This window comes from Bacteroides pyogenes DSM 20611 = JCM 6294 (assembly GCF_000428105.1).
GTDB classification, from domain to species: Bacteria; Bacteroidota; Bacteroidia; order Bacteroidales; family Bacteroidaceae; genus Bacteroides; species Bacteroides pyogenes.
On the sequence record NZ_ATZH01000028.1, the window covers coordinates 41814 to 64378 of the forward strand.

The window sequence follows — 22565 nt, forward strand, 5'->3', positions numbered from 1 at the left end:
TATTTATAGGATATAAAAAATCACTAAGGATTTGTTTCTTTTTTCCTTTTTATCTGTTATACTGCTTATAATAAATGCGTTTTTGGCCTTTTTTTCGTCTTTACTCGTCAGAATGCCGCATTTTGTATGCCTGTCATATTTATAAAGAAAGAATGATTATTGAAGGATACCGTTTCTTAAAAAACATTTTCCTGAATCATTGAAACAAACGATTTATACGTATAAACCCTTTTTTAACCATTTGCGGCAATAAAAAGTATATTTAAATGGTTGTAAATGTTGGCAGTTCCGAATAAAATATCTAACTTTGCACCCGCATTTAAAATAAAATAAACTATTTATTAATTAAAACGAGTATGAATCAATACGAAACCGTTTTCATTTTAACTCCCGTTTTATCTGATGTTCAGATGAAGGAAGCGGTAGAGAAATTCAAAGGTATTCTTCAGGAAGAAGGTGCTGAGATTATCAATGAAGAAAACTGGGGATTGAAGAAATTGGCTTATCCAATTCAGAAAAAATCTACAGGTTTCTATCAACTGATCGAGTTCAATGCAGAGCCTACTGTAATTGATAAGTTGGAAATAAACTTCCGTCGTGACGAACGAGTTATCCGTTTCTTGACTTTCAAGATGGATAAATATGCAGCAGAATATGCCGCTAAGAGAAGAAGTGTAAAATCAAACAAAAAGGAGGATTAATCATGGCACAACAAAATCAATCGGAAATCAGATATTTAACTCCGCCTTCAGTAGACGTTAAGAAGAAAAAGTACTGCCGTTTCAAAAAGAATGGCATCAAGTACATCGATTACAAAGATCCCGAATTCTTGAAGAAGTTCTTGAACGAACAGGGAAAAATCCTTCCGCGTCGTATTACAGGCACTTCTTTGAAGTTCCAACGTCGTATCGCGCAGGCTGTGAAGAGAGCCCGTCACTTGGCATTGTTGCCTTATGTAACTGACATGATGAAATAAGGAGGAGGAATAGTATGGAAATTATATTGAAAGAAGACATCGCAAACTTGGGTTACAAGAATGATATCGTAAACGTGAAATCGGGTTACGGTCGTAATTATTTGATCCCGACCGGAAAAGCTGTCATTGCTTCTCCTTCTGCAAAGAAAGTGCTGGCTGAAGAGCTGAAGCAGCGCGCTCATAAACTTGAGAAAATCAAGAAAGACGCTGAAGCAGTAGCTGCAAAATTGGAGGGCGTTTCTTTGACTATTGCAACAAAGGTAAGTTCAACCGGTACTATCTTCGGTTCTGTCGGAAATATCCAGATTGCTGAGGCTTTGGCTAAACTGGGTCATGAAATCGACAGAAAGATTATTGTTGTAAAAGATGCAGTGAAAGAAGTAGGAAGCTACAAGGCAATTGTAAAACTTCACAAAGAGGTTTCTGTAGAAGTGCCTTTTGAAGTAGTAGCTGAATAAGAAAACGAAGTTTTTCTAGATAAGGCAATGGCGGTTCATTCAACGTGAATCGCCATTGTTGTTTTCACATCGTTCTGATGAAATTACCGATATCGGCAATGTATGTAGATTGTGACACGAGATCGATATGCGTGGCGGTTGAAAAATTATTATTATTTTGGGGGAGGAACGGCAAGTTGTAATTTATATTACAACTGTATGGTAAGTATATATCGAATCATGCATCGTTAGAAAGAGAGAACGTCTTTGGATTATGAAAAGGCATAAAAAAAAGTCTGTCATGCTTTCGCATGGGCAGACTTTCAATTCTCTCCAGAGTTGTTGTTCTGAATTATTCAGCTACTACAACTTCTACGCTATCAGCTGTAAGAGTATCAACCATTTCGGCTGCTGCTTCAGCTGCTGCTGCTTCTACTGCTGCGATTGAATCAGCGATGCGGATTGAATCTGCAGTTGCTTTTGCTGCGTCTGCTGCTTTGTTACCACAAGATGCGAATGATACTGCTACGATAGCTACAGCCATCAAAACTAATTTTTTCATTTTCTTTGCTTTTAAATTAATACAATCAATTGCTTTATTAAAACGTTGCAAAGGTATACACTTTTTCAATAGGTTGTTCTTTAAAAGACGACTTTTTTTAAAAAAAAGGATAAAAAGCATATCTTTTACCCTTTTTTAGTCCTTTTAGAATCGATTAATCTACTGCTATACTGTCGTATAAGTATCGTTTGATACTTCTTTTGGGTGTCTTTTCGAACTCTGTGGGGTAAAGTTGGATCTTGCTGATTTTCTCGTATGCCGCTACACTTCCGTTCAGGCTCTTTAAGTTCTCATTCATAATGGTTTCCAAATTGGCCGGATTGTTGAGTCCGAGCGAATCTAACGCTTCATAATCGGCATATACCAATGCGACAAGTTTCTTGTTACGTTCGATGACAAGACTTTCGAGGATGAACGGCATGTTGTTCAGCTTGCTTTCCAGTTCCTCAGGAAAAATATTCTGTCCGTTCGAGCTCAATATCATGCTCTTTAGGCGTCCGCGGATAAATATGTTACCGTTGGCATCCATCGTACCGAGGTCTCCGGTGCGCAGCCATCCGTCTTCGCTGAACACTTCGCGTGTCGCTTCTTCATTCTTATAATATCCTACCATCACATTCTCGCCGCGCACTTGGATTTCTCCGAGTTCCGCATCCGGATTCTCCTTGTAAACACGGGCCTCCATGATGTCGAGTATTTTTCCTGAAGAACCCAATACGAATTCATTCCATGGAGAATAGCTGATGAGCGGCCCGCATTCGGTCATTCCGTAGCCGATGGTGAAAGGGAACTTGATTTTGTGGAAAAACTCTTCCACCTCTTTGTCCATGGCTGCACCACCGATGATGATTTCTTTAAACCGCCCTCCCAAGGCATCGATGAGTTTTTTCTTGATCTGACCGTAAATCTGGGCATCGAGCAGAGGGATATTCAACGCCCACTTCATACCTTTCTTATTGATAAGAGGCTGGATGATGTTCCGGTAGATCTTTTCGATAACCAACGGAACGGTGATGATGAGGTTGGGTTTCACTTCTTCAAAAGCCTTCATGATAATTTTGGGCGAAGGCGCCTTTCCGAGCAGCGTGACATGCGTGCCGACCGCCGTTGCCGTAAGAAAGTCGAAAGCGCATCCGTAAGCGTGAGCTAGCGGAAGGAACGAAAGCACTTTGTCGCCTCTTTTAAGCAATTCGGTCCGGATGCCGAAAGTTACGTTTCCCGCCAGATTATTTCCGGTAAGCATTACGCCCTTGCTGAATCCGGTGGTTCCCGAAGTATAGTTCAGCAACATCACTTTGTCGTTCGACAGAGTTGTGTACTGTACATCCTCGCGGGTGAAGCCCTTCGGATAGGCACGGCGCATTTCCTTATCATGGTTTTTCAGAAATTTCTGTATCGTTTCCCCGTCGCGCTGGTAAAGGCAGCGAAAATCGCTCAAAGAAAATACGCCTCTTATTCCGGTCAACTTTTCTTCTTCCAGATTTTCCCAGATGGTATCGCTGGTAAACAGGAAAACTGATTCGGAATGATTGACGATGTGGTGGACATCGTTGGGGGTAAAGTCTTGCAGAATGGGAACAATGATGCCTCCGTAGGTGATGGTTGCCATATAGGCGATGCACCAATGAGCGTTGTTTTTGCCGATCACCGCAATCTTGTCGCCTCTGCGCAGACTGCAATGTTTGAATATTAAATGCAGCCGGGCTATTTTTTCGGCCACTTCGCCATACGAATATTGTGTATCTTCACCGTAGTCGGTGTAACAGGGCAAATCCCAATTTTCACGAAAACTGTTTTCGTATAGTTTGATAAAATTCTCTTTAATCATTGCACGTTTTTTGATAAACTGTGCAAAAGTAGGAATAAACTTTCGTATCCTAAAGTGTTTTACTGATAAATAGTGTAACTTTGCATAAAATATGCATCATTGAAAAGATTTATGATAGATACCACTGTGTTTCAGGATAAGACAGCCGTTTATTATACTTTGGGCTGCAAATTGAATTTTTCGGAGACTTCGACAATCGGTAAAACCCTGCGTGAGGCAGGAGTCCGTACCGCACGCAAAGGAGAAAAAGCGGATATTTGTGTAGTGAACACCTGCTCGGTGACGGAAATGGCCGACAAGAAGTGCCGGCAAGCCATTCACCGGCTGGTGAAGCAACATCCCGACGCTTTTGTTGTGGTGACCGGATGTTACGCACAGCTGAAACCCGGCGATGTGGCGAAAATCAAAGGCGTGGATGTGGTATTGGGAGCCGAACAGAAGAAAGACCTGCTCCAATATCTGGGCGATTTGCAGAAACATGAAGAGGGAGAAGCGTTTACTACGACTACCAAGGACATTCGTTCGTTCGCGCCTTCGTGTTCCCGGGGCGACCGTACGCGTTTTTTCTTGAAAGTGCAGGATGGATGCGACTATTTTTGTTCGTACTGCACCATTCCTTTTGCGCGCGGACGCAGCCGTAACGGCACGATTGCCTCGCTGGTGGAACAAGCCCGCCAGGCTGCCGCCGAAGGTGGAAAAGAGATTGTGCTGACAGGAGTGAACATCGGCGATTTCGGGAAAACGACCGGAGAGACTTTTTTCGATCTGGTAAAAGCGCTGGATGAGGTCGAAGGCATCGAACGTTATCGCATCTCTTCCATCGAACCCAATCTGCTGACGGATGAAATTATTGAGTTCGTATCCCGTTCCCGTCGCTTCATGCCTCATTTCCATATCCCGTTACAATCGGGGTCCGATGAAGTGCTGAAGCTGATGCGCCGCCGGTACGACACGGCTCTTTTCGCTTCCAAAATAAAAAAAATCAAAGAAGTCATGCCCGATTCGTTTATCGGTGTCGATGTGATTGTGGGCACGAGGGGAGAAACGGACGAATACTTCGAACAAGCTTATCGCTTTATCGAAAGTCTGGACATCACCCAACTGCACGTGTTCAGCTATTCCGAACGTCCCGGTACGCAGGCTCTGAAAATAGAACATGTGGTTTTGCCCGACGAAAAGCACCGGCGAAGCCAACGTCTGCTGGCTCTTTCGGACGAAAAGACGCAAGCGTTTTATGCCCGCCATATCGGACAGGTGATGCCGGTATTGATGGAAAAAGCGAAAGCGGGTTCTCCGATGCACGGATTTACCGAAAATTATATCCGTGTGGAAGTGGAAAACGACGCATCGCTCGATAATCAGGTGATAGCCGTTCGCCTGGGCGGCTTCAATGAAGATAAAACTGCGCTTAAAGGCACAATTCTGACGGATTATGAAGTCTAAACTGATTTATTATTTGGTGTATGCGGGAATGTGGCTCTTATCGTCTCTTCCTTTTCGTGTGTTGTATTTTCTCTCCGATGTGAATTATCTGCTGATGTATTATGTTGCGAGATACCGGAGAAAGGTGGTTCGCGACAATCTGAACCGCTCTTTCCCGGAGAAAAGCAAGGATGAAATCAAACGGATAGAGAAACGCTTCTATCGCTATCTGTCCGACTATCTGATGGAAGACCTGAAGCTTCTGCACATGTCTGTCGGAGACCTTCGCCGGCGGATGACGTATAAGAATACCGAACAATATCTGGATTTTATCGCCCGATACGGAGGAATTGTGCTGATGATTCCGCATTATGCCAACTATGAGTGGATTACCGGCATGGGAACCGTGATGGAGCCGGGCGATGTTCCCATTCAAGTGTACAAACCGCTGAAAGACCCTTATCTCGATCGGCTGTTCAAACGCATCAGGTCGCGGTTCGGCGGATACAATATCCCGAAACATTCCACCGCGCGTGAGATTGTCAGGCTGAAACGCGACGGAAAGAAAATGGCGGTAGGGCTGATAACCGACCAGTGGCCCAGCAGCGACGATAAATACTGGACTCGCTTTCTGGGACGAGAGACGGCTTTTCTGACCGGAGCGGAACGGATTGCGAAGATGATGAATTTCCCGGTTTTTTATTGCGAACTCATCAAAACCCGCAGAGGCTATTGTGAAGTGGAATTTAAGTTGATGACGGAGAAGCCGAAGGAGACGGCAGACGGTGAAATCACCGAGGCGTTTGCCCGTTGTCTCGAACAGACTATTCGTCGCGAACCGGCTTATTGGCTTTGGTCGCACAAACGTTGGAAAGCTTCGCAGGCGGAATGTCGATAAAGAAAAGAATCTCGGCACTTATGTCGTCTGTTTCCTTATTGTCGGAAACGGATTTTAAAATACAAACCGGAGAATAAACCGGAAAAACGGATTGAATATGAAAGTATCGGTTGTTATCTTAAATTGGAACGGACGCGACATGCTCCGTACCTTTCTGCCTTCGGTGCTTCGGCATTCGGAAGCTGAAAACGTAGAGGTCTGTGTGGCCGACAACGGATCGACGGACGATTCTGTGGACATGCTGCGCAATGAGTTCCCGGCTGTCCGCCTGATTCTTCTGGATCGCAATTACGGATTTGCCGACGGATACAACCGGGCTTTGCAACAGGTGGAGGCGGAATATGCGGTGTTGCTCAACTCGGATGTGGAAGTGACGGAGCGTTGGCTCGAGCCGTTGACGGATTATCTCGATACACACCCCGAGGTGGCTGCCTGCCAACCCAAAATACGCAGCTACCGCCGCAAAGAGCTGTTCGAATATGCCGGAGCGGCAGGCGGATTTATCGACAGATACGGCTATCCGTTCTGCCGGGGGCGGCTGATGTCGGCGGTGGAGAAGGACGAAGGACAGTATGATACGGTTTCTTCGGTTTTTTGGGCTACGGGGGCGGCGCTCTTCATCCGGCTCGAAGATTACCGTCGGGCAGGCGGGCTGGACGGACGGTTTTTCGCTCACATGGAAGAGATCGACTTGTGCTGGCGGTTGCGTTCACGCGGACGCGGCATTGTCTGCATCCCTCAAAGCACGGTCTATCACGTAGGCGCCGCTACCTTGAAAAAAGAGAATCCCCGCAAAACTTTCCTCAACTTCCGCAACAACCTGTTGATGCTGTATAAAAACCTTCCGCGGCAAGAGCTGTCGAGAGTGATGGCTGTACGCGCCGTGTTGGACTATGTGGCGGCATTCGCTTTTCTGCTGAAAGGGCAGGGGAGCAATGCCCGCGAGGTGATACGCGCGCGCAGGGAGTACAAACGGCTTCGCGCGTCTTTTGCACCTTCCCGTGAGGAGAACGTGCGAAAGGCTTCATTGCAGGAGATTCCCGAACGTATAAAAAACAGTATTTTGTGGCAGTTTTACGCGAAAGGGCGCAAGCGTTTCTCGCAACTGCCCCATTTAAAAAACTAAATAATATGAAACAAGTAAGCAGAGGCATCGGGCTGGTAGCTCACGATGCGATGAAAAAAGACCTGATCGAATGGGTTTTGTGGAATTCGGAATTATTGATGGGACATAAATTCTACTGCACAGGCACTACGGGTACGCTGATTCTCGAAGCCTTGACCAAGAAACATCCCGAAGTGGAGTGGGACTTCACCATTTTGAAATCGGGACCGTTGGGAGGCGACCAACAGATGGGGTCACGCATTGTAGAAGGTCAGATCGATTATCTTTTCTTTTTCACCGATCCGATGACATTACAGCCTCACGACACCGACGTGAAGGCGCTGACCCGTCTGGCGGGTGTGGAAAACATCGTTTTCTGTTGCAACCGCTCTACGGCCGATCATATCATTTCCAGTCCGTTGTTCATGGATCCTGAGTATGAACGTATTCATCCCGACTATTCCGGTTATACGAAACGCTTTGAGGACAAGTCGGTCGTTACCGAAGCAGTGGAGTCGGTGGACAAGAGAAAGAAACGGCAAAAGTAAGTCGGTCAATCAATGGTTTGCGGGCTTTGGAATCAAACATCACAATGTTTGATTCCAAAGCCCGCCGTCTTTTTTCCAAAGCCCGCCGTCTTTTTTCCAAAGATCAGCGAGGGCGAGCAGAGTTTTATTATATTTTATTCATCCCCGGCAACACTTCATTTCTATCGCCGCAGTGTCGATGTCCGCTCCCATAGGAGGATTTCGTTTCGACAGTTTGATTTCTATTTCTTCTACCGACGGGAAATCGGCGAAAAGCCTTCCGACGATTCGTCCGCACACGTGTTCCAGAAGTTTCGACGGAATGCTCATTTCTTCTTTTACGGCTTCGTACACATCCGCATAGCTCACCGTGTCCGCCACTTCGTCCGTTTCTACCGCCCGCCCGATGTCGACTTTCAGCCTCAAGGCGATGAGGTATTCATTGCCTACGAGATTTTCCTGCGGCATTACGCCATGATAGGCATAGCAGCGCACTCCTTCTAAAACGATGTAACTATGTCGGATATTCATATGCGTGTCGATATGTCGGTAAGAGGATACTTATGCCAATGAGCAAACCTTTTTGGTTCCTAAAAACAGCAAGACGATTGCTGCGATCAGGAGCGATTTCGGATCCAGTTGGGCGGCTCCCTGTTGAACCATACCTGTGAATACTTCGCGCAATGTGCTCCAGATTATTTGCAGTCCGTCCATGCGGATGAAAAGCACGGCAGCTATGGCTACAACGAGTGCCGGCCATAGGTTCGCCCATCGGCTCTTCCGACCGGATAATTGGTGCATCACACGCCGGCTGAAACCATTGTCGGGTATTTCCTGCTTGTTCTCCTGAAAGAATTGGCGCAGGAGTTTGTCGTTATCTATTTCCATCATAACCGTTTCGTTTTAAATAATTTGCCAGTTTTTCCTTTCCCCTCGACAGGTGGCTCTTCACCGTTCCTGCCGGCATTCCCGTAATTCCTGCAATTTTGTCGATGCTGACATCTTCCATGTAGAAGAGCGTGATGCAGGTTCGTTCCACTTCTTTCAGCGTCTTGAGCGACTGATAGATATCCATCCGCTGTCCCACGTTCATCGGTTCGGCGCAGTTGATGGCATCTATCTCTTTGGTGTCCAGATCAGCCGTCTCTTTCCGACTGCGAATATAGTCATAAAAAACATTATAAGCAATTCGGTACAACCAGGTGGAGAAGCTTGATAAGTTCCGGAAAGAGGCGAGATTGGTATACGCCTTTATAAACGTATCTTGCGCCAGGTCGTCACTCAATTCGCTGTCACCGCAGGTGAGGTGCAGAAAGAAGCGCCGCACGGGCGACTGGTACTTCTGCACCAAAGGCTCGAATGCTCTTTTGTTTTTGAGCACTACCACCTGGGCGACTAACGATAATTCATTGAGTTGGCTCATCTCGTTTCGTCGTTCCGGTGATTGTCATTTTCTGGTTCATTCTCTTCGAATCTGCCGGAGTTGCGGTCGGTGAACCGACCGTTTGCCGTACGGCCTCGATAGGAGGCTTCTTCTTTTTTCTCTTTTTGGCGTTCGATAATCCATTGCCCGATGCCCATGAACATGATAAGCAGGCCGATGGCTCCGATGCCGAAACTGCCGGTTATCGCCCATAAGAAGATGAACAGTCCGATTCCGGTGAAAGTGTTCTTAATCCCTTGAGCCTGCCGGTCCTTTTGCTTTTGGTCGTAGATGAACTCTTCGGGAAGCGGTTGCCCGGCTGCCACCGCCTTTTCCGCAAGCCGGTAGCGGGCTTTCCGGTTTTTGTAGCGGAAGAAGAAGACGATGAAAACAATGAATACCGGCAACCCGAACACTGCTATGATAGACACGATGGCAACGGTTATCCCTTTTCTAATAGGCTTGTCGAAATCGTTGAACGGGAAACCGTCATCGTCACTGTCGAAGGTGAAGCTCGTGTACTTTTCCTCCGTCAGGCTGTCGTCTGCGGCTGTTAAGCCCGTTTCGGCGGTATCCACCCCTACGACGGTGATGCCGGACTGATTGTTTTTCGCTTTTTTCGTTTGAGATACGGTGATTTTTACTTTCCCGATGGAGTCTTGTATTACGGTTGTTTTTTTCTGGGCGTTAGCCGGCAGCATGCAGAAGGTCAGTGCGACCATCATGGCTATAAATATCCGTTTCATATTCTTATGTTTTTTAATTTTGTTTCTTTGCCTGTTAGACGTAGTTAGTACTTTATAAAGTTGCAAAGAGACGAAATATTTTTGATATTTGCACGAATTAATCATCGAAAATGAATTTACCTGCTTCTTTTATAAACGATATCCGTTCTTTGCTGGGCGACGGAGAATTTGAGCATTTTGCCGCAGCCTTGCGGGAGACACCTCCGGCGAGCATTCGTATAAATAGAGATAAACCGTTCTGCGATAGCGAGCAGGCGGAGAGTCGGGAACAGGTTCCTTGGGCGGCTCACGGTTATTATCTCGACGAGCGGCTTACGTTTACTTTCGACCCTTTGTTTCATGCGGGCGTTTATTATGTGCAGGAAGCTTCGTCTATGTTTGTCGGGCAGGCATTGCGGCAATATGTCACGAAGCCTGTGGTGATGCTCGACCTTTGCGCTGCTCCGGGCGGCAAATCCACTCATGCGCGCAGCGTGCTTCCCGAAGGAAGTCTTTTGGTGGCCAACGAAGTGATTCGCAACCGCTCGCAGGTGCTGGCGGAAAATCTGACAAAGTGGGGGCATCCCGATATGGTGGTGACCAATAACGATCCTGCGGACTTCTCTGCGTTACCGCATTTTTTCGATGTGATTCTTGCCGATGTGCCTTGTTCGGGCGAAGGGATGTTCCGCAAAGATGCGGCGGCTGTCGACGAATGGAGTTCTGAAAATGTAGAAATCTGCCGGCAACGCCAGCAACGCATCGTGGCGGATATCTGGCCGTGCCTGAAGCCCGGAGGATTGCTCGTTTACAGTACGTGCACCTACAATACCAAAGAGGACGAGGAAAACGTTCGCTGGATTCGCCGGGAGCTGGGAGCGGAATCATTGCCTTTGGATATCTGTCCCGAATGGGGGATTACCGGCAATCTGTTGCCGGGCGATGAGGCTCCCGTATTTCGTTTTCTTCCTCATCGGACGAAAGGGGAGGGATTCTTTCTGGCTGTTCTCCGCAAACCTGCGGAAGAAGCAGAGAGCGACCGGCACTTCTTTCCGCAGGCTAAAGCAAAGAAGAAAGAGAAGAAAGGGGCGGCAACGGGAGCTTCTCTTGTTTCCAAAGAAAATCTGACAAGGGCAGCGAGGTGGTTGCAAGAAACCGTTTCCGCTAAGTATGCCTTGGCTGTGGAAGGCGCCGGGGTATATGCTTTTCCGCATGCGTATGCCGGTGAATTGGCGGAGATGAAGCAGGTGTTGAGGGTGATACAGGCAGGTGTGGATGTGGCTGAAGTGAAGGGAAAAGACATCGTTCCGGCACATTCGCTGGCCATGAGCAGCCAACTTCTCAGCAGGGATGTGTTCCCGTCGGAAGAGATCGGTTACCAGCAAGCCATTGCCTATTTGCGGAAAGAGGCGATTATGCTTCCGCCATCGGTTCCCCGTGGCTTTGTGCTGCTCACCTACCGGCATGTCCCTTTAGGCTTTGTAAAGAATATCGGCAATCGTGCCAACAATCTCTATCCGCAAGAGTGGCGCATCCGCAGCGGATACATGCCCGAGGAGATTAGAACATTGTAAATCCTCGTCAGCGTACCCTGCCTCCACAGATCCAATGCTTCCGGTAATACGGTTCGTCCAGACTGCTGATAATCACTCCGCGGCCGGTGCTGGCATGGATGAACTTCCGGTCTTTGAGGTAAATGCCTACATGTCCTACTCTTTTTGAAGAGCGGTGGTTGGAGAAGAATACAAGGTCGCCTTCCTGCAGGTTGCTTTTCGATACTTTCCGGCTTTGGGCTTTCAGTTGTTCGGAACTCCGGCTAACTTGTGTGCGGTACGCTTTCCGGTAGATGCGATATACCAGCCCCGAACAATCCGTGCCTTGTTTCGAATTGCCGCCTCCGCGATAAGGAACTCCTATCCATTCGGCTGCTTCCAGATAAAGGGGGTGATGGTCTTCCATCCGAATGTCCATTCCCAATACGATGGAAGCTCGTGCCAAAGCGGTATAATCGAACTGCGGAGCTGTGGTACGGCACGAGGCGAAAACCAATATGGTTCCGATGAATCCTATGTATGTGAGACTTCTACGCATCGGCGAGATTTATTCCTCCACGTTGAAATAGTCTTCCAGCTCCTGTTCGGCGGAATTGTTTTCATTGGTGATGTCGCGGATGATGATTCCGTTCTCCAATAATGCGATACGCGGACACACGTCTACCGTGTGATTCAGGTTGTGGCTGGAAATGATGATTGTGGCCCGGTGGTCTTCGTTATACTTCTTCAGCAAGTGCTTGATAATAGATTGTGAACTGGGATCGAGGAAATTGAAAGGTTCGTCCAAGATGAGCAATTGGGGATCGTGGAGCATGGCGGAGATGATTCCGATCTTCTGCTTATTTCCGGCGGAGTAGTTTCTGATCAGCTTTTTCTGCCCGGTCACTTCCCCGTTCATGAACCGTTGGAATGTTTGCAGGCGTTCATCCACTTGCTCTTTATCCATTCCGTACATTTTGCCGATGAAATAGAAGTACTCTTCGGGCGTCAGGTAGTCGATGAGGAAACCGTCGTCGATATAAGCGCCGGTAAACTTTTTCCAGTCTTCATTGGTACTCACGTCTATTCCGTCGATGCTTACTTTTCCGTTGTCGGCTTTCAGCAAGTCCAGTATCAGTCGGAAAAGCGTTGTTTTTCCCGCCCCGTTGTTTCCTACCAGTCCGAGCATTTCGCCCCGGTTGATTTCGTATTGTTCGATGTCTACGGCAACCTTCTCGCCGAATTTCTTTTTAAGTTGGTTTATGGTAATCACAATCTGTAATGTTTAAACGGTTGATGATTCGTCTTTCTTATTGCCGGCTGTCTCTGAATCCCGCCATGTTCTCGTAGCGTCGCTGCATGAAACGCAGATATACATTCCTGATCCAAAGCGGAGAGGCAAGCGTGAATGCCATACCTGTCAGCAATAAAATAATATAAGTGGTATTCGGACTTAGAAAAGCGGTCAGTACGCTGTACAGAATCAACGGTATGCCGAAAGAGCCGAAATTAATCACCATTTGTATGGCGCTATTGCTCTGTCTTCCGGTGAGCTTTTCGTTCAGCGGAATCGTCTGTTTGTTGTAGACAGCGAGCTGGAAGAAACAGAAATAGATAACTCCTATGGTATAGAAAAACCATGCGAATGCGCCCAATAAAGAAAGTTTGTTCATGGCGATGGCGGGAATCATCAGTATAAAAGGAATGATTTCGCCGATGGTATATACATAATACTTGGCTTTCAGCAGGTTCATGATAGATTCTTTGCGAGACATCAGCCCGTCGAGGTAATTGCCTTCGAACGACATGAGTTGCGAAAGGATAATCATGCCGAATGCGGCAAAATTGTATACGCAGATAAATGTTGTCATGAATTTCCCGTCGTAAACGCTCGAGAAACTGAGCGCCAGAGAGAAAGCGACCACGATAATGGCGATGCTGCGCAGCGAACTCTTACAGCGGCGGTTGCGTAACAGCATTTTCAGCTCCAGACGCATATATTCGCCTATTTCGCCGTAACGTTCAAAGAATTTGTATTCCGATACATGTTTAATCCGGACATCGTCCACTTTCGCCAGCTCGACATAGATGAGTCCGGACATGATTCTGCGGTTCATATACCACAAAAGGACGATAACGAGCAATGTACCGATAAAATAAAGGATGCTTCCTTCGATATATCCGTCTCCCAAGTCCATGAAGAAATAGAAAAGAAAGCTGTCTTTGGGAATGAAGAGCAGACAGCCGATGCCTGCATATACGACAATAGGAAGAAGTGTCCACCATATGCGTTCGTTGATTAAGGTGCGGCAGAGCAGATACCAATAATTGTTAACCAGTATCAGGAGCCAGATTCCGATGAGATAGGTCAGCGCTCCCCATAATCCGAAAAACTTGGTAATTGTAAGAAAAGAGAAAGGAACGAACAGGAACATCCAGACTAAGTTGAAAAGACTGAGTCCGGAACGTATCAGCAGAAAGTCGATGATCCGATTCCGTTTCACCGGCAGCAGGAGGTAAGGTTTTACCTCCTGAGTCGGTGTTTTCTGAAACGGAATACGCAGCAGGAAGTCTATCGCCAGGATAAAGACCAGCGCACCCGCGTTCATTACCTGATAAGGCTCCCGGTTGGGAGCCATATCGGCAAATGCGAACGCAAACGTTATACCGAAGAATATCAGGTAGCCTGCCCAAAATACTGCCATTATGTATCCGAGCGCTTTGGCAATCTTGTTTTTCTCATACATCGGATGCCGGCGGGCAGCCAGTTTTCCGTGCTTGCGTAATTCGTTAAATATCAGCATGACATTAGTCTACTAAAAATATCAGTCTTTCTTTTCCTCTTCTTCGGGCGAAGTCATGATCACCCGTATCTCATTCTTCTGTTCCATAAGCTGAGCGAGGAATTCCTGTACGTCTTTTGCGGTAATGCTGCTTACCAGAGCTTCATAATCTTTGGTATAATCAACCCCGGTATAGAAATACTCGTCAAGATTATTCAGCCAATAGCTGTTTTCTTTCTGAGCATCCTTATATTTCTTCAGCATATATTCCTTGATTTTCTGCATGTGCTCGGCAGACGGACCTTCCTGCGCCATTTTGTTCAGCTGTTCCAAAACGATTTCCGAGAGTTTGTTTCTCTTTGCCGGGTCGGTCTGGAACACAATTTGCAGTGTCAGCCGTTCTTTCGGATATTTGCTCAGTCCTCCTCTGCAGCTTACTCCGTATGTACCTCCTTCTTTTTCGCGGATCTCTTCGGTGTATACCATATCCAGCGCCTGATCGAGGAAGCTCAGTAGCAGGTTGTTGCGCAAGTTGTATTTGCATTCTCCGTTGAAAAAGAATAAGATGGTAGCCATCGGTGTCTCCTGCTTCTTCGTGAACTCGTTTTTGTACAATCCTTTACGGATGTCCATGTGAGTGTCTCTGAAAGTCTCCTGACGTTTGATTGCGGGAAGTCCTCCGAGGTATTTCGCGATGAGCGGTTTCATATTCTCAAGATCCACATTCCCTACCAGATAGAATGTAAAGTCGCTCGCATCCTTATAGCGGTCTTTATACATTTCGATGATTCGGTCGTAATCGATGTTTTCCACCATGTGCTCTTTCAGGTTGATGGCACGCGGATGATTGTTGTACAGAGCGTACGTCATGGTATCCCCGAATGCTCTCATCGGGTTGGCGTCGGCATTCTGAAGCTGTGCTTTCAGCCGGTTCTTGTACGATTCGAAAGCCTCGTTGTCTTTACGCGGAGCGGTGAAGCTGAGGTAGGTCAGTTGCATCATTGTCTCGAAGTCTTTCGGAGAGCAGTTTCCTGATATATTTTCCGTATTTCCGCCGATAGATGCGCTTACTGAGGCGCGTTTACCTGCCAAAGCCTTTGTCAGATCCACTTTACTGAAGTTTCCGACTCCTCCTACACCGGCAACGCTGTTCAGCTGGCTGATGTTCAGCGCTTCGTTGTCGGCAAATAAACTGCTTCCTCCCAAGCTTGTTCCTTTCATGAGAATCTGGTCGGCCTTGAAGTCTGTCACCTTTACGTATACTTTCACTCCGTTCGAGAGCACCAGCTTGGTTGTTCCGTAAATGTCTTCCGCCTTTTCCGAAACGATCTTTCCGCCTTCGGGTTCCTTCGAAATTAGCGGTTCGTTGGAAACCTTGTCTTCATGCGGTTTTAAGTCGAATGATTTGAGTTGTTTCAGAAGTGCTTCGATTTCCTCTTTCGTAGGATATTTGATTCCTTCTTTTTCGGGACCGGCAATCAGAGCCACCTGATTGTTGTCGGTAAGCAATTGTTGCATAACCTGATTAATGGCTTGTACCGGAATATTCGGGGCCATCTGGTTCATAATGGCATAGTCGTATTCGATGCCCGGTATCGGTTCGTTGTCGAGGAAGTGGTTGATGTATTCTCCGACATAAGAGCCGCTCTTCATCTTTTCGCGTTCGTTGTAAGCCGACTCCAGTCCTTGCAGGTAGTTGGCGCGCGCACGCTCGTATTCCGTTTCGGTGAATCCGAACCGGCGTGCTCTTTCAGCCTCTTCCAGAATGGTTTTCATTGCCGTTTCGATGCCGTCTGCTTTGCTGCTGGCGCTTAGGCTGAAAGCATCTTTCGTTTTGGCGAGAAAATAGTTGCCGAAACCTGCGCTGGCTCCGGTGAAAGGAGGATTGGCCTGTTGAAGCAGCTCCGAGAAACGGCTGTTCAGCATTCCGGTAGCCATGTTCAGCATGTATTGCGTAGCGTAATAGCCGATGTTGTTTTTCAAGGAATCGGGTGTAGCGTCATGCTTGAAGAAGAAGTTGATGCTCGGCGTGGTCACTTCCTTGTCCGTTCCGATGTAAATCAGCGGCTTTTCGTTGTCTGCCACCGGATAGTAGATACGTTCGGCAGGGTTTACCGGAGCTTTTACGTCTGCGAATATATGTTTCAGTTTGGCTTCGATTTCGTCCACATTGATGTCGCCTACAATTACAATTCCCTGTTGGTCGGGGCGATACCATTTGGCATAGTAGTCGCGGATGGCCTGGTAGGGGAAGTTGTTGATAACGTCGATACTTCCTATAGGCATGCAGTCGGCATATTTGGAATCGGGATACATCACCGGTTGCGCATTGGTGTAGATACGCATGATACCGCTGTTCCGGCTTCTCCATTCCTCACGTATCACGCCGCGCTCCTTGTCGATTTCTTTTTCCGAAAGCTTGATGGCGCTCGACCAGTCGTGCAGGATGAGCAGGCACGAGTCTACCACGTTCATATTGTCGGTAGGCACGTTACTGATGTTGTACACCGTCTGGTCTACGCTGGTATACGCGTTCAGGTTCACTCCGAATTTAATACCTTTCGTTTCGCACCAAGGCACGATGCCGAGTCCGGTTTCATCGCCGGGGAAGTTTTTGGTTCCGTTGAATGCCATGTGCTCGAGAAAGTGAGCCAATCCGCGTTGTTCCGGCTCTTCGAGGATGGAACCCACTTTTTGTGCGATGTAAAACTCGACACGCTTCTCGGGCAGAGCGTTGTGCCGGATGTAATAGGTAAGCCCGTTGTCGAGTTTGCCTATGCGAACGTTCTTGTCCACAGGGAGCGTTTGCATCGGCTGGGCTGATGCGCTTTGGAAACTGCAGCATATCGATAATGCCGCAATAAATAATCCACGTAATAAATGTTTCATATAATAATTATTTTAAGAAAATAAAAAACTTTCCGACACCGAAGTTGCCCCCGGTTGTATCATAACGAATTTCTTTATTAAATAAATTGTTGTGGTATAAGTCGCACCGATTTAGGGTAAATCACAGGTAAGCCGTTTTTTATTTAATCGCTTCCCGTATTCTTACCAATTTGGTGAGCAACTCTTCCAGCAAATCGAGTTTCAGCATGTTGGCTCCATCGCTTTTGGCCACCGAAGGATCTTCATGCGTCTCTATGAACAGTCCGTCGGCACCTACGGCAATGCCGGCTTTGGCTACGGTCTCTATCAGTTGGGGCATGCCTCCGGTTACTCCACTTGTCTGGTTGGGCTGTTGCAACGAATGAGTCACGTCCAGCACCACCGGATAGCCGAATGTCTGCATCTCCGGAATGCCTCGATAGTCTACTATCAGATCCTGATACCCGAAAGTGGTTCCGCGTTCGGTCAGCATCACATTCTTATTTCCGGCTTCCACTACTTTGGCGGCTGCGAATTGCATGGCGGCGGGAGAGAGGAACTGCCCTTTCTTTATGTTGACCGTTTTCCCCGTTTTGGCTGCCGCAACCAGCAAGTCGGTCTGCCGGCACAGAAAGGCAGGTATCTGGAGTATGTCCACATATTCTGCCGCCATTTCCGCTTCATCGGCGGCATGAATGTCGGTCACGGTAGGTATGCCGAATGTGTCGTGCACTTTCTTCAGCACCTTCAACGCTTTTTCGTCACCGATGCCCGTGAATGAATCTGCCCGCGAACGGTTCGCTTTGCGGTACGAGCCTTTGAATACGTAAGGGATTCGAAGCCTTTCGGTGATGCCGGCCACTCGCTCGGCAATGCGCATTGCCATTTCTTCACCTTCTATCACACAAGGGCCGGCCAATAGGAAAAAGTTGCCGGCAGGATTGTTTTTCAGTTCGATCATTTATTTTCAGTTGTAGTTTATAATTTCGTAAAATCAGGTGTTATTTCGGGATAATCAGTGTCGCTTTTTCCGGTAAAATGCCTATTTCCAGCGGGAAATGTTTAGGCAGCAACCGCCCGTCCAAATCGACCGAAGCATTTTGTGCCCGTAACACTTTCACTTTGCGTGTGCGGTAGCTTTTCACCGTTTTGTGGTTCAGGATGCGCCCCTGAATCAGCATCCATAAGCCCGAAATGGTTTGGAAAAATTCGGGATGATAGATTACCGACACGTCCAGCCAACCGTTGTAAGGCACTGCGTTCGGAGTCTGTCCCCATCCCCATGCGCTGCCTATGCATACCGTCATGATGCGTCCGCGGATATGCTCGTCGTTGATGCGCAGGTGCATCCGGTGAAGTTTGCGTTCGAAGATCAAGGCAAACAGTGCGGCTACGTACGAGAGGAATTTCACTCCCCAGAACCGTTTAGTCCGGTCGGTGATTTTTACGATACGCGCTCCCAAGCCGATATTCACTGCATTGAGAAAATAGCGGTGTTCGTGCTCCTTGCCGTTGTAGAAAGTACAGGAACCTACGTCTATCTTTCGGAGACGGTGGTTGATGATGCAGTCTACCGCCGCTTTGTATTCGGTGGTCAGCCCCCAATATTTGGCAAAGTCGTTGCCTATTCCGTTCGGGATGATTCCTATGGCGATATGCTCTTTGTCCGGTGCGTCGGAAAGCATGATGCCGTTTATCGCGTCGTTCAGCGCTCCGTCGCCTCCCACAATCACGATGGTGCGATAGCCGTTGTTTGCCAGAATTTTGGCAAGCCGCTCCACCGAACCGAAACCTTCGGATTGCACATAGTCGTAATTTACTCCCTTACTGTCCATGTACTCCTTGATTTCTTTCCATCGTTTCTGTACCTTTCGGGTACCTGCTTTGGGGTTGTAAACGACTCCCCATTTTCCCGGTTCTATACTCATATCGGCATTCCTTTACTATCTTACCGCCAAATATACTAAAACTCTTGCAGTTTCCGCTTCACAAAAGCGAACTTTTCTTGTGTCGGCAGCTCCGCGCTGACCCAGTGTATCGTAAATCCCCTGCGCTCCATTCCCCGAAACCAGGTCATCTGCCGTTTGGCAAACCGGTGGATGGCGGTTTCCAGTCCGGTATACATCTCTTCGTAGGTCAGCTTGCCGGTAACGTGCAACGTGAGATACTTGTATTCCAGTCCGTAATAAATCAAATCTTCCGGAGCAATGCCCCCGGCTATCAGTTGGCGAACTTCCTCTATCATTCCTTCGTCCAGCCGTTGTTTCAGCCGCCGGCTGATTTTCTCCCGGCGCAATTCACGGTCTATCTCCACGCCGATAATAAGGCTGTTCAGTTTGGGAAACTCCCTTTCCGGAACGGGGTGGGCGGCATAGTACTCTTCAATCTCTATCGCCCGTATGGCACGTTTCACCGTATCCACGTCCGTCGAATTGTGGAGCGTTTTATACCTGCCCAACATCTCCGTCAGCTCTTCCAAAGAGCATCCCGCAAGCCGGTCGCGCAGCTCCGGATTTTCCGGCACGGGCATCAGCCGGTATCCTTTCAGTACCGATTCCAGATACATACCTGTTCCGCCGCATAGAACGGGAAGACGGTTCTTCTTCCGTATCGATTCGTAAGCTGTCAGGAAATCGCGTTGATATTCGAAAACGTTGTATTTATATCCCGGGTCGGCGATGTCTATTAGGTGGTAAGAAATCGTTTTTCCCCCGACCGTATAGTCCTCCAAGTCCTTCCCCGTGCCCAGATCCATTCCCCGGTATATCTGTCGCGAGTCCGCGCTGATAATTTCCGTATCCAATTCATGCGCCAGCGCCGCGGCAAACGGAGTTTTCCCCGAAGCTGTGGGGCCGAGTATGGCAATTAAATCGCAATTAGGCATTGTCTTTTCTTTTAATGTAGCACAAATTTAGAAAATATATTTTACCTGAACTAATTTTTCGCTTTGGAACTATCTTGTTGAGGAATAGAATGTTATCGTTTTAGAATAGAAGGCTAGGTAACGATCTGGAAATGAGTGGAGTGCTTTGAGGTGCATTGTTTTGAATAGCCAAAGAATGTTCTCTTTTATCATCTGCAAAGGTATACATTTGCGAGAGAAAGTAAACGTTCTTGGGTGATTTTCTTCGTTATAAGTGAGGATGTGGAAGCACTCCTTGCCAAGTCCCGCCACCAATAACTACAACTATGGAATGTGAGAGCATCAACAAAGAAACTCCCGAGATGAAACAACTCATCTCAGGCATCCAAAAAGAGGGGGCATCGCTTATTACGCCCCCCCACCATTACAGATTATTCTGCGTGTGCATAAAAATGTAGTTCTAGCCCTTTTGAGAGGCTAACCACAACTTAACTGTTCTTCTAGCTCGAGATTGTTCTCCTTCAAAGAGCCAATCTTTGTCAACAGTTTGCTTGTAAGAAATCTTTTCATTTTCATTTTGTTGCAAATCATCATAGAGTACAAGGGCAAAAAAGTTATCCTCTTCCACTAACTTACCTACAACAAGAGGGATTATTGCTTTTCCCATAGATTTTAAATTGATATAGCTATCCAACTTCTTTGCATCATTAGTGTCACTGCTGATTATTGTTTGAGGACTTGAGAGCCATTCTTTTTTCCAATTAGAAAATGTGATTTCAAATGCTATTTGAGTTTGCTTATCAACGAGACTAATAAGATCTCTAATTTTGGAGAGTTGCTGCGCAGATAATGGGGTATTGTCCATTCTGCTGTGCTGAGCCACATTTTTCATTCCACGATAGTATCTATTTGTTTTCTCAAATGAAGTTAAAACATCTCCATAGTTGTTACCCGACAATCCTTTTCGACTGTGGGTGATTCTCAAATATTGGCCGAGTTTTGACTCCCAGGTTATACCAGAATAAACAACCCTTCCATGCGTCATATTAGAAAGACTCTTCCCCCAGCCATCAACATTGGCATTATATACAAAACGAGGAATTACATTGCAATTGTATAATGCTGCATACCATGATTTTGCATTTTTATATTGCCTTTGAAAATCAGTGAGTTCAGACCTTGGGTTAATCCATTGACGTGTTATCCTCATTAAATATGGGACATAATTGTATTGGGTGGTTTGCTCATCTGTTACCCAAATATCATTCACATTCAAGTTGGGAAAGGTGCTTTCTAAGAACAGTCGTTCCGAAGTTGTCGGACGTCTATTTAACTTTGTTTGCGAAATACTTCTAAAGTCGGTTCCTTCTTCTACATTACTCTGAGCAGAAGTCATAGTTGCAGCAGGCTTTCCAATATCCTGGTCCGCCTGATTTTGACATCCTATTACGCATAACAAAGATATAATGCCTAATAAGAAAGTTTTAACAAATACTAATCTTCTCATAACTGTTTACTTCAAAGAGTGATATTCAATGATGGCTATACAACTAGTACTTCTTCCTTTTTTCTTGTTGTATGGGATATTCGGTATATATATATGTTTAACGTGGGTGCGATATAAGAAAGTCTCTTAAATATCAGAAATATAGCAGAAGAATTCATGATTTTAAAGTGTTGAAAAATATATCCTTACTAATAATTGCGCTATGATTCCAAACCATAAAGTTACTGAAAATTATTTCATAATCGATGAATTTCTCAAAGAATTTGATAAAACCATCAAAAGAATATTCATTACTAAGTGAACAAACAAAGAAAAGAAACCGAAAATTTACAATTTCTGAAAGCGAAGTAATGACTATAATCTTCTTCATATGATTCTTACTCCAACAGAACTACTACTCAAAAGATGGGGCATACTTGTCTACCTTAATCGTACCGAATATAATTATAAATGAATATAACAATATAATTCTGCGCAAAACAGGGGATGATATAATAATTTTAACATCTCCTGTCGAAAAAAGACTGACAATTTGGTAACGGAACTTCTGCATAAATCCACACCTTCTACTCTTTATGCCTCTATCCAAACCATAGAGATATACCGCAAATCCCTCTTATTTCCAATTGACACCCTCAACTCTATCGTTAATGCCCTTTCCTTGAATAGTTCCTGAGCTAATTTTTCGCTTCGGTTTTCGTCTGTTTTTTATTTCCCTGCATCGCAACAACTTGCTCGTTTTGTAGTAAAAGTAATTCGTCTGCCGACCGTGTCCCATTCGTCTTTCGCTTGAGACTCATTCGTCTGCCGAACGGGAGACGAATGAAATGCGGGTGAGTGATTAATAATTTTAACGTGAGTTCGACGAATTGTAAGTGCTTATAAATTTGGTGATTAGCGAAATTTGTTGTAACTTTATAGTACTAAAAAACAAAGGATTACAAACAAAAATCGCTATGATCACCGAAGACAAAGTTATTGAAATATTTTGTATGGCAGACGATTTCTGCAAGTTTTTTGATGCCATGATGGCAAAATATACTATAAGGCTGGTTCACAAGAGAAAGTATCATCGTTCCTCCACTATGTCCAAAGCAGAAGTTATGCTG

22 protein-coding genes and 1 pseudogene are annotated in these 22565 nt (G+C 46.3%); 9 read left to right on the forward strand and 14 right to left on the reverse strand.

Annotated elements, in window-relative coordinates; translation table 11 throughout:
- The first annotated feature begins 356 nt into the window (after window positions 1-356).
- The 3 genes from rpsF to rplI are packed head-to-tail and all read left to right on the forward strand — an operon-like array spanning window position 357 to window position 1434.
- Window positions 357-701, forward strand: coding sequence for a 30S ribosomal protein S6 (gene rpsF / locus C234_RS0108075; protein ID WP_027325343.1), 345 nt, complete (start codon window positions 357-359; stop codon window positions 699-701).
- Between the two features lie 2 nt (window positions 702-703).
- A complete protein-coding gene (gene rpsR / locus C234_RS0108080) occupies window positions 704-976 on the forward strand; it encodes a 30S ribosomal protein S18 (protein WP_021643922.1) in 273 nt (90 codons plus the stop codon).
- A 14-nt stretch (window positions 977-990) separates the two neighbouring features.
- On the forward strand, window positions 991-1434 hold the full coding sequence (gene rplI, locus C234_RS0108085; RefSeq protein WP_027325344.1) for a 50S ribosomal protein L9: 444 nt from the start codon (window positions 991-993) through the stop codon (window positions 1432-1434).
- A gap of 331 nt (window positions 1435-1765) precedes the next feature.
- On the opposite strand, the gene C234_RS0108090 is transcribed toward rplI, so the two are convergent.
- Window positions 1766-1975 (reverse strand): hypothetical protein, encoded by a 210-nt coding sequence (locus C234_RS0108090; RefSeq protein ID WP_027325345.1) that lies wholly within the window; start codon window positions 1973-1975, stop codon window positions 1766-1768.
- Between the two features lie 154 nt (window positions 1976-2129).
- Window positions 2130-3803, reverse strand: a complete 1674-nt coding sequence (locus C234_RS0108095) for a long-chain fatty acid--CoA ligase (protein ID WP_027325346.1) — start codon at window positions 3801-3803, stop codon at window positions 2130-2132.
- A 111-nt stretch (window positions 3804-3914) separates the two neighbouring features.
- On the opposite strand from C234_RS0108095, the gene mtaB reads away from it, so the two are divergent.
- The 4 genes from mtaB to C234_RS0108115 all read left to right on the forward strand — a co-directional run bounded on the left by mtaB (window position 3915) and on the right by C234_RS0108115 (window position 7776).
- Complete coding sequence (gene mtaB, locus C234_RS0108100) at window positions 3915-5246, forward strand: tRNA (N(6)-L-threonylcarbamoyladenosine(37)-C(2))-methylthiotransferase MtaB (RefSeq protein ID WP_027325347.1); 1332 nt, start codon at window positions 3915-3917, stop codon at window positions 5244-5246.
- Window positions 5236-6123 carry a lysophospholipid acyltransferase family protein gene (locus C234_RS0108105; RefSeq protein WP_027325348.1) on the forward strand — a complete coding sequence of 296 codons (888 nt, stop codon included), beginning with the start codon at window positions 5236-5238 and terminating at the stop codon, window positions 6121-6123. The genes mtaB and C234_RS0108105 overlap by 11 nt, the downstream gene beginning before the upstream one ends.
- Window positions 6124-6220: 97 nt before the next feature.
- Window positions 6221-7249 (forward strand): glycosyltransferase family 2 protein, encoded by a 1029-nt coding sequence (locus C234_RS0108110; RefSeq protein ID WP_027325349.1) that lies wholly within the window; start codon window positions 6221-6223, stop codon window positions 7247-7249.
- A 5-nt stretch (window positions 7250-7254) separates the two neighbouring features.
- Window positions 7255-7776 carry a methylglyoxal synthase gene (locus C234_RS0108115; protein ID WP_027325350.1) on the forward strand — a complete coding sequence of 174 codons (522 nt, stop codon included), beginning with the start codon at window positions 7255-7257 and terminating at the stop codon, window positions 7774-7776.
- A 138-nt stretch (window positions 7777-7914) separates the two neighbouring features.
- Here the strand turns inward: C234_RS0108115 and folB are convergent, their stop codons facing one another.
- From folB to C234_RS0108135, 4 genes are read right to left on the reverse strand one after another with little or no spacing between them, the layout of a single operon-like run.
- Window positions 7915-8286, reverse strand: coding sequence for a dihydroneopterin aldolase (folB, locus tag C234_RS0108120; protein WP_027325351.1), 372 nt, complete (start codon window positions 8284-8286; stop codon window positions 7915-7917).
- Window positions 8287-8316: 30 nt separating this feature from the next.
- Window positions 8317-8646, reverse strand: coding sequence for a DUF5056 domain-containing protein (locus C234_RS0108125; protein WP_027325352.1), 330 nt, complete (start codon window positions 8644-8646; stop codon window positions 8317-8319).
- The gene (locus tag C234_RS0108130) at window positions 8630-9178 is read right to left on the reverse strand and encodes an RNA polymerase sigma factor (RefSeq protein WP_027325353.1); all 549 of its coding nucleotides are present in this window, start codon (window positions 9176-9178) and stop codon (window positions 8630-8632) included. The genes C234_RS0108125 and C234_RS0108130 overlap by 17 nt, the downstream gene beginning before the upstream one ends.
- Window positions 9175-9924, reverse strand: coding sequence for a DUF6249 domain-containing protein (locus C234_RS0108135; RefSeq protein ID WP_027325354.1), 750 nt, complete (start codon window positions 9922-9924; stop codon window positions 9175-9177). The genes C234_RS0108130 and C234_RS0108135 overlap by 4 nt, the downstream gene beginning before the upstream one ends.
- Window positions 9925-10034: 110 nt before the next feature.
- On the opposite strand from C234_RS0108135, the gene C234_RS0108140 reads away from it, so the two are divergent.
- Entirely contained in the window at window positions 10035-11477 is a 1443-nt protein-coding gene (locus C234_RS0108140) for a methyltransferase RsmF C-terminal domain-like protein (protein WP_027325355.1), read from the forward strand.
- Between the two features lie 7 nt (window positions 11478-11484).
- Here C234_RS0108140 and C234_RS0108145 read toward each other — a convergent pair whose 3' ends face one another.
- From C234_RS0108145 to C234_RS16125, 8 genes are all read right to left on the reverse strand, one after another.
- Window positions 11485-11994, reverse strand: coding sequence for a C40 family peptidase (locus tag C234_RS0108145; RefSeq protein ID WP_027325356.1), 510 nt, complete (start codon window positions 11992-11994; stop codon window positions 11485-11487).
- 9 nt (window positions 11995-12003) lie between these two features.
- Window positions 12004-12708 carry an ABC transporter ATP-binding protein gene (locus C234_RS0108150; RefSeq protein WP_027325357.1) on the reverse strand — a complete coding sequence of 235 codons (705 nt, stop codon included), beginning with the start codon at window positions 12706-12708 and terminating at the stop codon, window positions 12004-12006.
- A 37-nt stretch (window positions 12709-12745) separates the two neighbouring features.
- On the reverse strand, window positions 12746-14239 hold the full coding sequence (locus C234_RS0108155; RefSeq protein ID WP_027325358.1) for a DUF5687 family protein: 1494 nt from the start codon (window positions 14237-14239) through the stop codon (window positions 12746-12748).
- A gap of 21 nt (window positions 14240-14260) precedes the next feature.
- Window positions 14261-17107, reverse strand: coding sequence for a M16 family metallopeptidase (locus tag C234_RS0108160; RefSeq protein WP_027325359.1), 2847 nt, complete (start codon window positions 17105-17107; stop codon window positions 14261-14263).
- A 139-nt stretch (window positions 17108-17246) separates the two neighbouring features.
- Window positions 17247-18047, reverse strand: coding sequence for a 3-deoxy-8-phosphooctulonate synthase (gene kdsA, locus C234_RS0108165; protein ID WP_027325360.1), 801 nt, complete (start codon window positions 18045-18047; stop codon window positions 17247-17249).
- A gap of 40 nt (window positions 18048-18087) precedes the next feature.
- Window positions 18088-19014, reverse strand: a complete 927-nt coding sequence (locus C234_RS0108170; RefSeq protein ID WP_027325361.1) for a diacylglycerol/lipid kinase family protein — start codon at window positions 19012-19014, stop codon at window positions 18088-18090.
- A gap of 35 nt (window positions 19015-19049) precedes the next feature.
- On the reverse strand, window positions 19050-19970 hold the full coding sequence (gene miaA / locus C234_RS0108175; RefSeq protein WP_027325362.1) for a tRNA (adenosine(37)-N6)-dimethylallyltransferase MiaA: 921 nt from the start codon (window positions 19968-19970) through the stop codon (window positions 19050-19052).
- Between the two features lie 439 nt (window positions 19971-20409).
- A complete protein-coding gene (locus tag C234_RS16125) occupies window positions 20410-21456 on the reverse strand; it encodes a DUF7689 domain-containing protein (RefSeq protein ID WP_051290203.1) in 1047 nt (348 codons plus the stop codon).
- A 956-nt stretch (window positions 21457-22412) separates the two neighbouring features.
- Between C234_RS16125 and C234_RS18030 the strand changes: the two are divergent.
- A pseudogene (locus C234_RS18030) lies at window positions 22413-22565 on the forward strand (IS982 family transposase); the annotation flags it as partial.